The sequence below is a fragment of the Luteimonas abyssi genome (assembly GCF_001482195.1).
Classification (GTDB): domain Bacteria; phylum Pseudomonadota; class Gammaproteobacteria; order Xanthomonadales; family Xanthomonadaceae; genus Luteimonas; species Luteimonas abyssi.
Genome location: NZ_KQ759763.1, coordinates 264,905 through 278,954, shown reverse-complemented (window position 1 = coordinate 278,954; position 14,050 = coordinate 264,905). Strand labels below are relative to the sequence as shown.

General features: G+C 70.8%; 11 protein-coding genes. 5 read left to right on the top strand and 6 right to left on the bottom strand.

The features are described 5' to 3' along the window. Positions 1–183: 183 nt before the first annotated feature. Entirely contained in the window at positions 184–639 is a 456-nt protein-coding gene (locus RG19_RS01035; RefSeq protein ID WP_058833637.1) for a CopD family protein, read from the bottom strand. A gap of 336 nt (positions 640–975) precedes the next feature. On the opposite strand from RG19_RS01035, the gene RG19_RS01030 reads away from it, so the two are divergent. From RG19_RS01030 to RG19_RS01020, 3 genes are all read left to right on the top strand, one after another. Then, positions 976–1,842 (top strand): cytochrome c oxidase assembly protein, encoded by an 867-nt coding sequence (locus tag RG19_RS01030; RefSeq protein WP_058836336.1) that lies wholly within the window; start codon positions 976–978, stop codon positions 1,840–1,842. Beyond that, the gene (locus RG19_RS01025) at positions 1,839–3,158 is read left to right on the top strand and encodes a ferredoxin reductase family protein (RefSeq protein ID WP_058836335.1); all 1,320 of its coding nucleotides are present in this window, start codon (positions 1,839–1,841) and stop codon (positions 3,156–3,158) included. The genes RG19_RS01030 and RG19_RS01025 overlap by 4 nt, the downstream gene beginning before the upstream one ends. A gap of 467 nt (positions 3,159–3,625) precedes the next feature. Then, entirely contained in the window at positions 3,626–4,354 is a 729-nt protein-coding gene (locus RG19_RS01020; RefSeq protein ID WP_058833636.1) for a hypothetical protein, read from the top strand. Between the two features lie 32 nt (positions 4,355–4,386). Here the strand turns inward: RG19_RS01020 and RG19_RS01015 are convergent, their stop codons facing one another. From RG19_RS01015 to RG19_RS00995, 5 genes are all read right to left on the bottom strand, one after another. Beyond that, on the bottom strand, positions 4,387–5,700 hold the full coding sequence (locus RG19_RS01015) for a Glu/Leu/Phe/Val family dehydrogenase (RefSeq protein ID WP_058836334.1): 1,314 nt from the start codon (positions 5,698–5,700) through the stop codon (positions 4,387–4,389). A 265-nt stretch (positions 5,701–5,965) separates the two neighbouring features. After that, positions 5,966–6,409, bottom strand: coding sequence for a PepSY domain-containing protein (locus RG19_RS01010; protein ID WP_058833635.1), 444 nt, complete (start codon positions 6,407–6,409; stop codon positions 5,966–5,968). A 171-nt stretch (positions 6,410–6,580) separates the two neighbouring features. Further along, complete coding sequence (locus tag RG19_RS01005; protein ID WP_058836333.1) at positions 6,581–8,197, bottom strand: Na+/H+ antiporter; 1,617 nt, start codon at positions 8,195–8,197, stop codon at positions 6,581–6,583. Positions 8,198–8,407: 210 nt separating this feature from the next. After that, complete coding sequence (locus RG19_RS01000) at positions 8,408–9,772, bottom strand: UdgX family uracil-DNA binding protein (protein WP_058836332.1); 1,365 nt, start codon at positions 9,770–9,772, stop codon at positions 8,408–8,410. Positions 9,773–9,980: 208 nt separating this feature from the next. Further along, the gene (locus RG19_RS00995; protein WP_058833634.1) at positions 9,981–11,225 is read right to left on the bottom strand and encodes a putative DNA modification/repair radical SAM protein; all 1,245 of its coding nucleotides are present in this window, start codon (positions 11,223–11,225) and stop codon (positions 9,981–9,983) included. A gap of 253 nt (positions 11,226–11,478) precedes the next feature. Between RG19_RS00995 and RG19_RS00990 the strand changes: the two genes are divergently transcribed. Further along, positions 11,479–11,676 carry a hypothetical protein gene (locus RG19_RS00990; protein WP_058833633.1) on the top strand — a complete coding sequence of 66 codons (198 nt, stop codon included), beginning with the start codon at positions 11,479–11,481 and terminating at the stop codon, positions 11,674–11,676. Between the two features lie 160 nt (positions 11,677–11,836). Further along, complete coding sequence (locus RG19_RS00985; protein ID WP_058836331.1) at positions 11,837–13,864, top strand: M3 family metallopeptidase; 2,028 nt, start codon at positions 11,837–11,839, stop codon at positions 13,862–13,864. Positions 13,865–14,050: the final 186 nt, after the last annotated feature.

Here is a 14,050-nt window from a genome sequence, read left to right as displayed (position 1 = left end):
AAGGGCACCCTGATCCCGGTTTCACCTTTCGCACCTACAGCCACCTCGGCCGGGCAACGCCTGCTGTGGACGACGCAGGGACCGATTCGCGCCTGGACCGCCCCACCTTGCGTCCCACAGCTGCTCACGCCTGGCCCCGAAGCCTCGGTCCACGGGATCGAGTATCGATCATTCAAACACTAGTTATGGTGACGCATGCACCGGCGGCGGCGGCAGGTCTCCCACTGTCTGCAACTTGCCCGCGGTGAGGGCGGCGATGGCGAGCAGCAGCACCAGCGGCACCCAGCCGAGGACGCGATAGAACAGCGGGCCGTGGCGGTCGTTGCCCTTGCCCAGCTCGTACAGCAGCAGCCCGAAGTAGAGGTGGAACAGCACGGCGACAGCGACGACCATCAGCTTGAGCACCAGCCACGCGCCGGAGGGAATCCAGGCGATCAGGATCAGGCCGAGCGCGATGGTGACGATCGCCGCCGGGGTCATGATCCAGAAGAACAGGGTGTTGGCGACCGGGTTGAAGAAGCGCTCGGTGCCGTCGGCGCTGCCGCGCTGATGGGACACGAACAGCCGCGGCAGAAAGAACAGGCCGGTGAACCAGACGGCCATCGCGGCGATGTGGAAGAACTTGAGCCAGAAGTACATGCGATCTCCAACACCCTCGTGATCCGCGGCGAAGCCGTGTCGCCGTCCGTGTCCGTGCATCGGTCGAGCCGCGCGGCAGGCGCGCGGTCGCCCACACATCCGCAGGCGTCAGAGTATCTCTGCACCCGGCAGGACACCGTAGACGACCGGCCGCCGCGCGGGTGTGGAGGCGCCATCTCCGCTGCCATGCCCGGCCGCTGCTGGCCGTTCCTTGTGGAGGGCGGGCGACGAAATTCCCGGGTTCACGCCTCCACGTCGACACGGACGCTGCACCCGCCCTGCTAGCGTCGCGACATGTCGATCCGCCCCCGATGCCTCGCGACCGTGGCGCTGGCCATGCTGCCAGCTGCCGCGCACGCGCACGCCGACCACGCACATCCGCCCGCGCTCGCCGAGGCCTGGACGCTGTCGCCGATGGTGCTCGTGCCCTTCGGATTGCTGGCCTTGCTGTACGCCGTGGGCCTGCGCCGGCTGTGGCGGCAGGCGGGATACGGGCGCGGCGTGGGCCCGGGCGGCGTGCTCGCGTTCTGGTCGGGGATGGCGGTCATGGCGTTGGCGACCATCTGGCCGCTGGACGCGTTCGGTGCGTGGTCGCTGGCCGCGCACATGGCCCAGCACATGGCGCTGCTGGCGGTGGTGCCGCCGCTGGTGCTGGCCGGCAAGCCGTTCGCGGTCGTGGCATACGCGCTGCCGCGGCGTTGGTCGGGTGCGTTGCACGCCGCACTGCATCGGCCGTTGTCGCGGGTGTCGGACTGGCTGGCGCCGGCGGCGATCGCGCACAGCGCGGTGATGTGGGCCTGGCACCTGCCGGGCGCACTCGAGGCGGTGCTCGCCCATGAAGCGCTGCATCACCTGATGCACAGCTCGTTCCTGCTCGCCGGCGTGTGGTTCTGGTCTGCGGCCTGGCGTCGCCTGCGCGAGCCGCAGACCGGGGCCGGCGGCGGCGTGGTCGCATTGCTGGCGGTGATGATGCAGATGGGCTTCCTGGGCGCATTGCTGACGTTCGCGCCACGTGCCCTGTATCCCGTCTACGCCGCGCGCGCACCGGACATCGGTCTGGCCCCGCTGGCCGACCAGCAACTGGCCGGCATCCTGATGTGGGTGCCGAGCTGCATTCCGTATCTGATTGGCGCGCTGTGGCTGCTGTGGCAAGGGCTGCGGCGGAGCGCGCGGCGCACGCCGGCCCCGGAGCGCACGCCATGAATCTCGGATGGCTGCGTGCGTCGGCATGGCTGCTGGCCTACATGGTGCTGGCGCTGTTGCCGGTGCTGGTCGCGATCGGCGGCGAGGCGCCGGCGTTCCGCACGCGCCTGCAGGAGGTCGCCGCGATGCTGGGATTCCTCGGCCTGGGCATGCTGGCGGCGCAATCGGTGATCTCGGGGCGGCAGCGCTGGTTCGCGCGCGGGTTCGCCCAGGACGATCTGTTGCGCTTCCACCGACGTGCGGGCGAGTTCGCCTGGGCGCTGGTGCTGGCGCATCCGCTGACCATGTTCGCCGCCGATCCCGCATTGCTGGCCTATCTGGACCCGCGCGACCAGCTGCTGCGCGCGCTGTCGCTGTGGGCGGTCCTGGCGGCCACGACCCTGCTGTTGGTCACTTCCCTCTGGCGCCTGCGCTTCGGACTCGACTACGAGCGCTGGCGCCTGCTGCACGGCGTGCTGGCGCTGTTCGTGGTGAGCCTGGGCCTTGGCCATGCGCTGATGGTCGATCATTACACCGCGCCGCTTTGGAAGAAGGCCACGCTGCTGATGCTGGTCGGCGCCAGCCTGTGGTTGATCGTCGAGAGCCGGCTGGTCCGTCCGAAACGTGCGCGCCGGCGTCCCTGGACCGTGGTCGGCGTGACGGCGGAGCGCGACGCCGCGACCACGCTGCGGCTGCGGCCGGACGGTCATGCCGGCATGGCCTTCGTGCCCGGCCAGTTCGCCTGGCTGACGCTGGGCGAGACCCCTTGGACGCTGCAACAGCACCCGTTCTCGATGACCTCGGCGGCCGGAGACACCGAACTGGCGTTCACGATCAAGGCGGCCGGCGACTTCACCTGCAGCCTCAAACACCTCGAGACCGGGACGCGCGCCTGGCTGGAAGGGCCCTACGGCGTCTTCACCTGGCATCCCGGTTTCGCGCCGCGCGGCGCGATCTTCGTGGCCGGCGGGGTCGGCATCACGCCGTTCCTGTCGATGCTGCGCACCGCCCGCCAGCGCGGCGCGCACGAACCGGTCTGGCTGTTCTATGCCAGCAGCGACTGGGACAGCGTCATCGCCCGGGACGAGCTGGAAGCGCTCGCGCGCGAGCTGCCGTTGACCCTGGTGCACGTGCTGGAGTCCCCACCCGACGACTGGGATGGCGAGTCCGGCCATCTCGATGCGGATCTGCTGGCGCGCCACCTGCCCGACGACATCGAGGGCCTGATGGCGTGGGTCTGCGGTCCGCCCCCGATGGCGGATGCGGTCGAACCCGTCCTGCTGGACCGCGGCATCCCCGCACGCAACCTGTATGTCGAACGGTTCGACATGGTCTGACGCCACGCCGGCGGGCGCATGCCGGCGAGGGCACGAGAGCGACGACAGACCGATGAGCGCACACGAGCGAGGGCACACCCATGAGGTCACACGAATGAGGTCAGGCCGATGATGCACCGCCATACCCGTCGCATCGCCGCGGTCGCCTGCCTGGTATTGGTCGCGCTGGCCATCGGCGCAGCCTGGCTCCGTTGACCGGGCGCGTCGCGCGTTAGGTGAGCGCGAGCCGTCTGCTGCCCGATACGCCGGGCAGCGGCGGGCCGCGGCGTCGATCATGCGCGACCCGCGACGTCGTCCCCCGATGCCCGGCCCCGCGACCCCGAACCGGCATACGACCGTTCGGACCCGGCACGCTCGGGCGCAGTGCGCGCCGGGGGTGAACCGGTACGCCACTGCAGCGCCGGTCCTTCACCACGTCCACGCGCAGGTCCCGAGACGATGGCGACCCGTTTTTCCTGGACCGACCGATGCGCCTGCTCATGCTGCTCGCTGCCCTGGCCATGCCCATCGTCGGCTGGCTTTCCCAGACCGGCGCCTTCGGGCCGGACCAGGCCGAGATCTCGTCGCGCTACCCGCTGCTACTGCAGCCGGCCGGCTACGCGTTCTCGATCTGGAGCCTGATCTTCCTGCTCGACATCGTCTACGCGCTCCGCCAGATCACCGGCACGCGTCGGCACGATGCGTTGCTGGCGCGCATCGCGCCGGCCGCGGCGATCGGCTTCGCGTGCACCACCCTGTGGATGCCCGCCTACGCACAGGAATGGCTGTGGATCTGCGTGGCGCTGATCCTGCTCGCGCTCGCATCGCTGCTCTGGGCCGCAGCGGTCGCAGCGCGGGGCGGGGCCGATCTCTGGACCCGCACCGCCCTCGCCCTGCATGCGGGCTGGCTGTCGGTGGCCGCGTTCCTCAACATCGGCCAGGCGCTCATCGGTGCGGGCGCGATGCCGCCCGGCGAGGTGGCGCTGGGCGGGAACCTGGCGCTGCTGGCGGCTATCGCCGTGTTCGTGCTGGCGGTCCATCGCCGCATGCGCGGCGATGCGGCCTACGCGGCAGCAGCGGCGTGGGGATTGATCGGCGTGACCGTGGCGCTGGCGGGTCGTGGACAGGTGGCCGTGGCGGGATGGGCGGCCCTGGCGGTGGCCCTCGTGCTCGGCCTGCAGACCGTCCGGCTGCGGATGCGCGGCACGCGGCGCTGATCGCGCGGCAGCGGCTGCCGCGACGGCCTCGATCAACGTCGTTTCGCGCGACCGCGGCGACCGGGCGCCTCGGCATGGTCCGATGGCGATACCGGTGCCGTCGCCAGGATGGCCGCCTCCAGCCGGCGCAATGCCAGCGCGTGGGCGGCGTCGCGCAGGGTCAATCCTTCCGCCTCGCTCGCCGCCAGCGTGCGTCCGGCGGCCGACCGCATGACCGCCTCCAGGCGCTCGCGGACCCGCTCGGCGGTCCAGCGTTCGCGGCTGCGGTTCTGCAGCCACTCGCAATAGGACACCACCACGCCACCCGCATTCGCGAGCAGGTCCGGGATCACCGCGACGCCGGCCGCGGCGAGCGTGCGGTCGGCCGCGGGGGTGGTCGGTCCGTTGGCGAGTTCGAGCACGACGCGCGCACGGACATCGCCGGCATTGTCGCCGGTCAACGTGTCCTGCATCGCGGCCAGCACCAGCACGTCGCAATCCACGCCGAGCACGGCATCGCCGTCGCGGCGCCGGCGCACGCCCTCCACCTCGGCGGCGCGCACGCTGCCGTGGCGACGCTTGGCGTCGCGCAGTGCCGGCACATCCAGGCCGCCCGCGCTCAGCACCGCGCCGCCCCGGTCGCCGGCCGCCACGATGCGATGCCCACGCGCATGCAGGCGCTCGGCGATCTCGCCGCCGGCATTGCCGAAGCCGTGCACCGCCACCCGCCAGCGTTGCGGCAGGCCGAGCGACTGGGCCAGCGTTTCCAGCACGAGTTGCCCTCCGGCGCCGGTCGCACCGGTACGACCCTCGATGCCGCCATAGGCCACCGGTTTGCCGGTCACCACGGCCGGCTCGGGCACCCGGCACAGGCGCGCGTACTCGTCGGCGATCCACGCCATCACCCGCTCGTCGGTCGCCACGTCGGGCGCCGGAATATCGCGATCCGGGCCGATGACGTCGGCGAAGGCGCGGGTATAGGCGTGCGCCAGTCGCTGGCGCTCGGTGTCGGACAGGTTCTTCGGGTCCACGCACACCGCCCCCTTGCCGCCGCCGTAGGGAATGTCGACCAGTGCGCACTTGAGCGTCATCCACAGCGACAGCGCCATGACCTCGCGCATGCTGCTGCCGGGGTGGAAGCGAATGCCGCCCTTGGTCGGGCCGAGCGCGTCGTTGTACCGGCAGCGCCAGGCCTTGAACGCCGCCAGCGATGCATCGTCGCAACGGATCAGCAGGTTGGCCGCGACCGTCTGCTTGGGGTAATGCAGCACCTTGAGCACGTCGGGATGAGTGCCGATGCGCTCGGCGGTGGCCGCGACGCGGGTCCAGGCTTCATCGAAAAGGTCGGCAGCTTCGGTCTCGGACATGGGCGCGATGCGGAATGGGTCGGGACCGCCAGCGTCGCAGGCGCGGGGTCGAGCGTCGGTGAGCGTGGCCGCGCGGCGCGCGTCCGCACGTCGACGCCAGGCCTTCTTCCCGCGTGCTTGCACGAGGCGATGGCTGCGGTCCTGCACTGGCGTGGCGCGTCATCGGTCCATGACGATGCCCCGTCGGTCCGCACAGTTCGAACACGACGACGCCCGGCATCGGCCGGGCGTCGTCGGATGGGTCCCGAAGGCGCGAACGCGATGCTCAGTCTGCCCGCTCGTGCAGGATGCGACCGTCGGTCGGCGCCAGCCGCAGATTCATTTTCTGCCCTTGCGGGTTGCGGGCTTCGGCCTTCCAGATGCCGTCGTCGAACTCGACATCCTCGATATGGGTATAGCCCGCCGCCGACAGCTGTGCCTGCACCTCGTTGGCGGTGATGTTGGCGACGGCATTGTCGGGATAGACCTCGCCGCTGGCGGGATCGACATGGACGTCGAGCTCGCTGCCGTCGGCGCTGCGCACGTCGGCCGACCACAGGCCGTGCTCGAACTTGATGTCGCTGACCTGCGAGTACCCCTGCGCCTCCAGCGCGCTGCGGACCTGCACCTCGGTCATGGTGTCCTGGGCCTGCACGCCGACGGCGGCACCGAGCGCGAGCGCCAGCAGCAGCGAGCGGGCGATCGGACGCTTCATGGGACGAATCTTCATCGGTCGGATTCCTGTCTGATCGGGCTGATACCCGGGTGGCGCGAAGTCTCGGTACGCTTCGCGCACGGGGCGGTGAAAAACGCGGCCCGGACGAACCGGGGTTGCGTGCCTGTTCACAGGCGTCGGCGATGCGTGAAAACGCCGGTCGGTATCGGACCCGCGATGCGTCCACTAGCGGTAACGCGCTTCCAGCAGATCGATCTCGCGTACCAGATGTCGCGCCAGCTCATCGGAGATGTGCCGATGACGGGCCAGGTCGAACAGGCAATCGCGCTCGGCCTGCAAGCCGGCCAGGCGCAGACCGCGCTCGGCGGCATCGGCGCGCCGCAGCACATCGGCGTCGAGCCCATTGCTGCCGTCACGCTTCAGCCGCTCGTCGTAGAGCGCCATGACACGGACCGCGGCCTGGGCGTACAGGTCGGGATCCCGGCGCGCTTCGGGCAGCGCGGTCTGCGCCCGTTCCACCGCCTGCACACCGGCCCGGGCAGCGGCCAGGCGCGCGGCATCTTCGGCGCGCTGCAACTCCGGCTCCGCCGGCACGTGGACGCGACCGGCCAGCCACGGCAGGCAGACGCTCGCCACCAGCAGCGACCACAGGATCACCGATGCGGCGAGAAAGACGGCCAGGTCGCGGCCGGGGAACGGCGTACCGTCGGCCAGTACCAGCGGCAGGCTGAGCACACCGGCCAGGGTGATCGCACCGCGCACGCCGGCCAACGTGCCGGCCACGATGGCCGCCCGCCCGCCCGTGCCCGACGCAGCGGTCCCGTTGCGCTTGGCGCGCACCGTCAGCAGGCGCAACGTGGCCCACACCCAGACCAGCCGCAGCGCGACCAGGCCCAGGTTCACCGCCAACGCATACAGCGCGAGCTGTCCCAGCGCGTGGTGTGCGGCGGCACGCGCCAGGATGCCGGGCAATTGTTCGCCCAGCAGCACGAAGATGATGCCGTTGAGCGCGAACTGCAGCATGTCCCAGACGGCCGCCCGCTGGACGCGGGTGGTCGCCAGCGCACGGCCGCTGAGCTCCACGTAGCTCATGGTGATGCCCGCCGCCACGGCGGCCAGGATGCCCGAGGCGCCGATACGCTCGGCCAGCAGGTAGGCGCCGAACGGGATCAACACGCTGAGCAGGATCGGCATGCCCGCCTCCTCACCCTGGCGGCGCGACAGCCGTGCGTGCACGCGGTTGGCCGCCACCGTGATCGCCACGCCGCAGCCCACCCCGCCGATGGCCAGCCAGACGAACGTGGCCGATGCCGACAGCAGCGAGAAGCCGCCGGTCAGTGCCGCCGCCACCGCGAACCGGAAGCAGACCAGTCCCGAGGCATCGTTGAGCAGCGATTCGCCCTCGAGGATATGCCGCAGCCGCGGCGGCAGCGGCGCGCGGGCGGTGATCGACGACAACGCCACCGGGTCGGTCGGCGACACCACCGCCGCCAGCGCGAACGCGACCGCCAGCGGCAACGCGGGGATCAGCGCATGCAGCAGCAGCCCCATGCCGAGCACGGTGAAGACCACCAGGCCGAGCGCGAGCGCCAGGATCGGCCCACGATCGCGGAACAGGCCGGTCTTGGGAATGCGCCAGCCATCCAGAAACAGCAGCGGCGGCAGGAACAGCAGGAAGAACACCTGCGGATCGAGCTGCACGCCTTCCTGGAACCCGGCCGCGACCAGCGCGCCGAACCCGATCTGCACCAGCGGCAACGGCAGCCACGGCAACAGGCGCGCGAGATACCCGCTGGCCAGGACCAGCAGCAGCATCAACAGGACGATCTCGATCGAGTACATCGCGGACACCGCTCCACGGGCACCGCCGCGGCTGCCCGTCACGATACCGCGCCCCTGCCGCGATGTTGATCCGCGAAGCGGCCGGCGATGGACACGCTCGCGGTGTCCGGCAGCGCGTCAGGGGTCGGTCAGCGGCCCATCCGTCCGCACGCGCAGTGCTCCATCCGGCGCGTCGATACCGCGCCGCCTGCGCTTCAGCGGCACGCACCGTCAGCCGGGCATCGCCTCGCGCAGCAGCCGCAAATCCTCGACGAACCCGGCATATGCAGCGTCCCGCGTCGCCGGATCGCGCTGTCGCAACACCCACGCCGGATGCACCGTGGCCAGGGCACGCGCATCGGCCAGCGCATGCCAGCGACCGCGTCCGGCCATCAGACGGAACCCGCTGCCGAAGACCGCCTGCGCGGCGGTGGCGCCCAGGCACACCACCACGTCCGGCCGCAGCGCAGCCAGTTCCTGCTGCAGCCACGGGCGGCATGCGCGTATGTGGCCGGCCTCGGGATTGCGATGCAGTCGCCGCTTGCCACGCGGCTCGAAACGGAAATGCTTGACCGCGTTGGTCAGCCACAGGTGCGAGCGGTCGATGCCCAGCTCGCCCAGCGCGCGATCCAGCAACTGCCCCGCCGGACCGACGAAGGGCCGGCCGCTGAGATCCTCGGCATCGCCCGGCTGCTCGCCGACGATCACCACGCGGGCATCGGCCGGCCCTTCGCCGAACACGGTCCGCGTCGCCGGCTCCCACAATGGGCAGCGCCGACAGGCGGCCGCGGCCACGCGCACGGCCTCCAGGCCCTGCACCTCGACCGGGGCCTCGGGCGCGGGTGCGGGAATCCGCCGCCGCGGCGGCTCCGGCGCGCGTTCGGCCATCGTGCGCACGCGCGGGCCTGCCTCCCGCAACAGCGTCGGCAACAGGGCGGCCTCGGGCAGACCCTTCCAGTACTTCTGCGGCATCTCCGAGCGCATCATGGTCGGGTTCAACCGCGCCGGGTTGAAGATGTTGGCGTAGTACGCCTGCCACAACGCTTCCTGCGCATCCTCGGCCGGCGCGTCGGCGCGGTGGCCGCCGGGGCCGAACCCGAGCGCCTCGCCGTCCCAGGCCACGCTGCGGTAGGGGGTGAGGATGGCCCAGCGCATGCCGGCGAAACGGCGCGCGAAGAACGGCGCGATGCGGTCGACGATGCGATGGCTCGGCTCGAACCAGGCGATGAAGTGATCCGGCCGGCCCGGCACCTCGCGGAAGCGCACGAACGCCTTGGCCTTGTGGCTGTCGCGGCGGATCGCGCGTTCCAGCAGGCGCAGCCGGTGCACGTCGGGATCGCTGGCGCGCGCGAGCAGGCGCGGCTCGCCCGAGGCCATGCGCCACAGCAGCCTGTACAGCAGCGCGAAGCGTTGCGGGTCGGTGTGGCAGGCGACCGCGGCGGCCAGTGCGGGGAAGGCCGCATCCACCTGGGGCGGCGGGCGCCGCGGCGGCAGCGCGTCCAGCGCGGTGGCCGCGGCCAGCGGGGCCTGGGTGTCGCCGTCCCAGATCAACCGCTCCGGCGCGATGCCGGCGCACCACGCCTGCCGCGCCTGCATGCGCCAGGCCTCGCCGTCCCACGGCGGATCGACGCGGGCGTGCACGCCCGCGTCGGCGCCGGTGGCGAACAGGTCCCCAGCCACGCTCACCCGGGCGCCCTCATGCGCCCGCACTCGCGTCGGCGCGCCCAGGACGGCACGCGCATGCAGACATGCCTCGCGGGCGCTGGTACGAAGTGGGGCGCGAGGCGGCGCATGACGGACCGGCTCACGCGAACAGGTCCGCCTGCCGCGGTGGCGGTGCCAGCTGCGCACGCAGACGTGCGGGGTCGTCGAGGCGGGCGCGCGGATGGTGATCGGGCAACTGCACGAACGGCAGGGTCTTCTTCAACGGCACCCGCAACCGCACCAGGTCGTCCACCCGCAACGCGCCGAGCCGGCGCGAGGCGAGAATCCGCGCGACATTGCGTCCGCCCAGCCCCGGCACCCGCAACAGCATCTCGCGCGGCGCGCGGTTGAGATCCACCGGAAATCGCTCAGGATGCCGCAGCGCCCAGGCCAGCTTGGGGTCGATGTCGAGATCGAGCATGCCGCCGGCATCCGGCGGCGCGATGTCGTCCACGCCGAAGCCGTAGAAGCGCAGCAGCCAGTCGGCCTGATAGAGCCGGTGCTCGCGCACCAGCGGTGGCGCCTTGGTCGGCAGTCGGATGGAGGCATCGGGGATTGGCGAGAACGCGGAGTAGTACACCCGCCGCAGGCGATAGTTGCCGTAAAGATTGTCGCTCGCGGTCAGGATGCTGCGGTCGTTCGCCCCGTCGGCACCCACGATCATCTGCGTGCTCTGCCCCGCCGGCGCGAAGCGCGGCGGCTTGGCCTTGCGCACGGGTTCCGCGCGCCGCTGCTCCTGGTTTTCCTCGATCCGCCAGCGCAACTCGCCCATGGCCGCACGGATACCGGGCAGCGTCTTCTCCGGCGCGAGTTCGGCCAGGCCCTGCTCGGTGGGCAGCTCCACGTTGATGCTCAGGCGATCCGCGTACCGGCCGGCGGCGGCGAGCAGCTCCGGTGCGGCTTCCGGAATGGTCTTGAGATGGATGTAGCCGGCGAAGCGATGATCCTCGCGCAGACTGCGCGCGACCTCGACCAGTTGCTCCATCGTGTAATCGCCGTTGCGGATGATCCCGCTGGAGAGGAACAGGCCCTCGATGTAATTGCGCTTGTAGAAATCCAGTGTGAGCCGCACCACCTCGTCGGTGGTGAACCGCGCGCGCCGTACATTGCTGCTGACCCGATTGACGCAGTAGACGCAGTCGTAAATGCAGAAATTGGTCAGCAGGATTTTCAGCAGCGACACGCAACGCCCGTCCGGCGTATACGAATGGCAGATACCCATGCCTTCGGTGCTGCCGATCCCGCCCGTGCCCAACGAATGCCGCTTCGACGCGCCGCTCGACGCGCACGAGGCATCGTACTTGGCGGCGTCGGCCAGGATTTCCAGTTTCTCGAGCGTCTGCATGCATGCACGATGGCGTGCCGCAATCTCAATCGGTGAGACGAATACGTTCAGGCCCATGAACATGAATGCGCATACGTCGCGCGAACGGCGTCGATCTTTCACGCCGTGCTTCCGGCCTCCTGCTTACGGTAGGCGTCCGTGTCGCGCCCGACTCCGTTCGCCTCCCACGACGGGCTCCCGCGCGACGCGACCACTTTCTTTCTCGCGACGGCTCGGCGCACCCCGGCCCTGTCGGCGCTACCGTGAGGTTGTCATGACCCGTATCGAGCTCGATCAGTGGTTGGACGGTCTGCACGACCGCCTGCCTTCCATGCGCCTGCAACATCCGCACGACAGCGACTTCTGGGCCGCGTTCTCTCGCGAGACGAGCCCGCTCGCCAGGGCCGGCCTGTCCGCGGAAGATACCACCTGGATGCAGAACCGCATCGTCTCCATCCTCGCGGGCAACTGAGGCCGTACATCGACCGGGACCGCTCCGGCCCCGACGCCGACCCGGCCGGCGCGCCGGATCGTCATCCGGCGAGACGCATGCATTGCCTCGGCCGTCCCGTCGCCTGCGGGATCTGCACGCCGGCTGGATTTGCGGCGGCGTCGCCCCCACGATGACGGCCATGACCAATCCCCTGCTCGAGTCCCCGCCCCTGCCGCGTTTCGACGCGATCCGTCCCGACCACATCGCGCCCGCCATCGAAGCCTTGCTCGCCGAGGCCGACACCGCGGTGAAGCGTGCGGAAACCGTGTCGCCCGTGACCTGGGCCAGCTTCGTCGAACCGCTCGACGACGCCACCGAGCGTCTCGGCCGGGCCTGGAATCAGGTCGGCCATCTCAACAGCACGGTCAACACACCGGAGCTGCGCGCCGCCTACAACGCCGCACTGCCGAAGATCAGCCGGTTCCACAGCACGCTGCAGCAGAATCCGGCCCTGTACGCCCAGTTCAAGGCGCTGGCCGCAGCGCCGGAAGCGGCCGGCTGGGATGCCGCCCGACGCCGCACCGTGGACAACGCATTGCGCGACTTCCGCCTCGGCGGCGCGGAACTCGACACCGCCGACCAGGCGCGCCTGGCGGAAGTGCAGCAGACCCTGGCCGAACTCGGTGCGCGTTTCTCCGAGCACGTCCTCGACGCCACCGACGCCTGGGCCTACGTGACCGAAGATGCCGCCGAACTGGCCGGACTGCCCGCCGATGTCGTCGCGCAGTGCCGTGCGTCCGCACAGAAGGCCGGCGTGGACGGCTGGCGGCTGACCCTGCAGATGCCCTGCTATCTGCCGGTGCAGACCTATGCCGACGACCGCGGCCTGCGCGAGCGCCTCTACCGCGCCTACGGCGTGCTCGCCTCCGAGACCGGCCCGGCCGAGCGCGACAACGGACCGCTGATCGAACAGATCCTCGCCCTTCGCGCCGAGCAGGCCCGGCTGCTCGGCTTCGCCAGCTTCGCCGAGTTGTCGCTGGCGACCAAGATGGCCGCGACCCCCGACGAGGTGCTGGCGTTCCTGCGCGATCTCGCCGCGCGCGCCGTGCCGCACGCGCGGCGCGACCGCGGCGAACTCGAAACCTTCGCCCGAGACGAACTCGGCCTCGACTCGCTCGAACCCTGGGACCTGGCCTGGGCTTCGCAGAAACTGCGCCAGGCGCGTTATGCGTACTCCGAACAGGAGGTCAAGGCCTACTTCACCGAACCGAAGGTGCTGGCCGGCCTGTTCGACGTGATCCACGATCTCTACGGCCTGCGCGTGCTGCCCGACACCGCGCCGGTCTGGCACGAGGACGTTCGCTTCTACCGCCTCGTCGATGCCGACGGGCGGCTGGTGGGGCAGTTCTATCTCGACCTCTACGCCCGCGAAGGCAAGCGTGGCGGTGCGTGGATGGACGACTGCCGCAACCGTCGCCAGCGCAGCGACGGCACGCTGCAGACCCCGATCGTCTATCTGGTGTGCAACTTCGGCCGCGGCGTGGACGGCCGGCCGGCGACCTTCACCCACACCGAAGTCACCACCCTGTTCCACGAGATGGGACACGGCCTGCACCAGTTGCTGACCGAGATCGGGGAGTTGTCGGTGGCCGGCATCAACGGCGTCGAGTGGGACGCGGTGGAGCTGCCCAGTCAGTTCATGGAGAACTTCTGCTGGGAATGGGATCGCGTGGAGGCCATGACCGCCCACGTCGACACCGGCGCACCGCTGCCGCACGCCCTGTTCGAGCGCATGCGCGAGGCGCGCAACTTCCAGAGCGGCATGCAGACCGTGCGCCAGTTGGAGTTCGGCCTGTTCGACATGACCGTGCATGCCGCGGCCGAGCCGCCGGCCGACGGCATCATGGCGGTGATCGAGCGCATCCGCGACGAGGTCGCGGTGAACCGGCCACCGGCCTGGCATCGCTTCCCGAACCAGTTCTCGCACATCTTCGCGGGCGGCTACGCGGCCGGCTACTACAGCTACAAGTGGGCCGAGGTGCTCAGCGCCGATGCCTATGCCGCGTTCGAGGAGCAGCCCGACGCGCTCGGCGCGACCGGTGCCCGGTTCCGCGGCGAGATCCTGTCGCGTGGCGGCAGCCGGCCGGCACTGGAGAACTTCCGCGCCTTCCGCGGCCGCGACCCGGAGATCGACGCGCTGCTGCGCCACAGCGGCATGGCGGCCTAGCCGTGCGGGACTGGCCGCCCGGATAGCCGGTGCTCGCCGCGATCGTGGTCCCGGATGCAGGCAGCGGATGGCCACCCCCGCCCGTCGTCGCGTGGTGGGTGGCGTCTCCCGGCTCGCGTCGCGGTCGCCCGGCCAGGCGGCCGCCGGGGACGGCTGCGGCGTGACCGGGGGCACAGATTGGAGCGA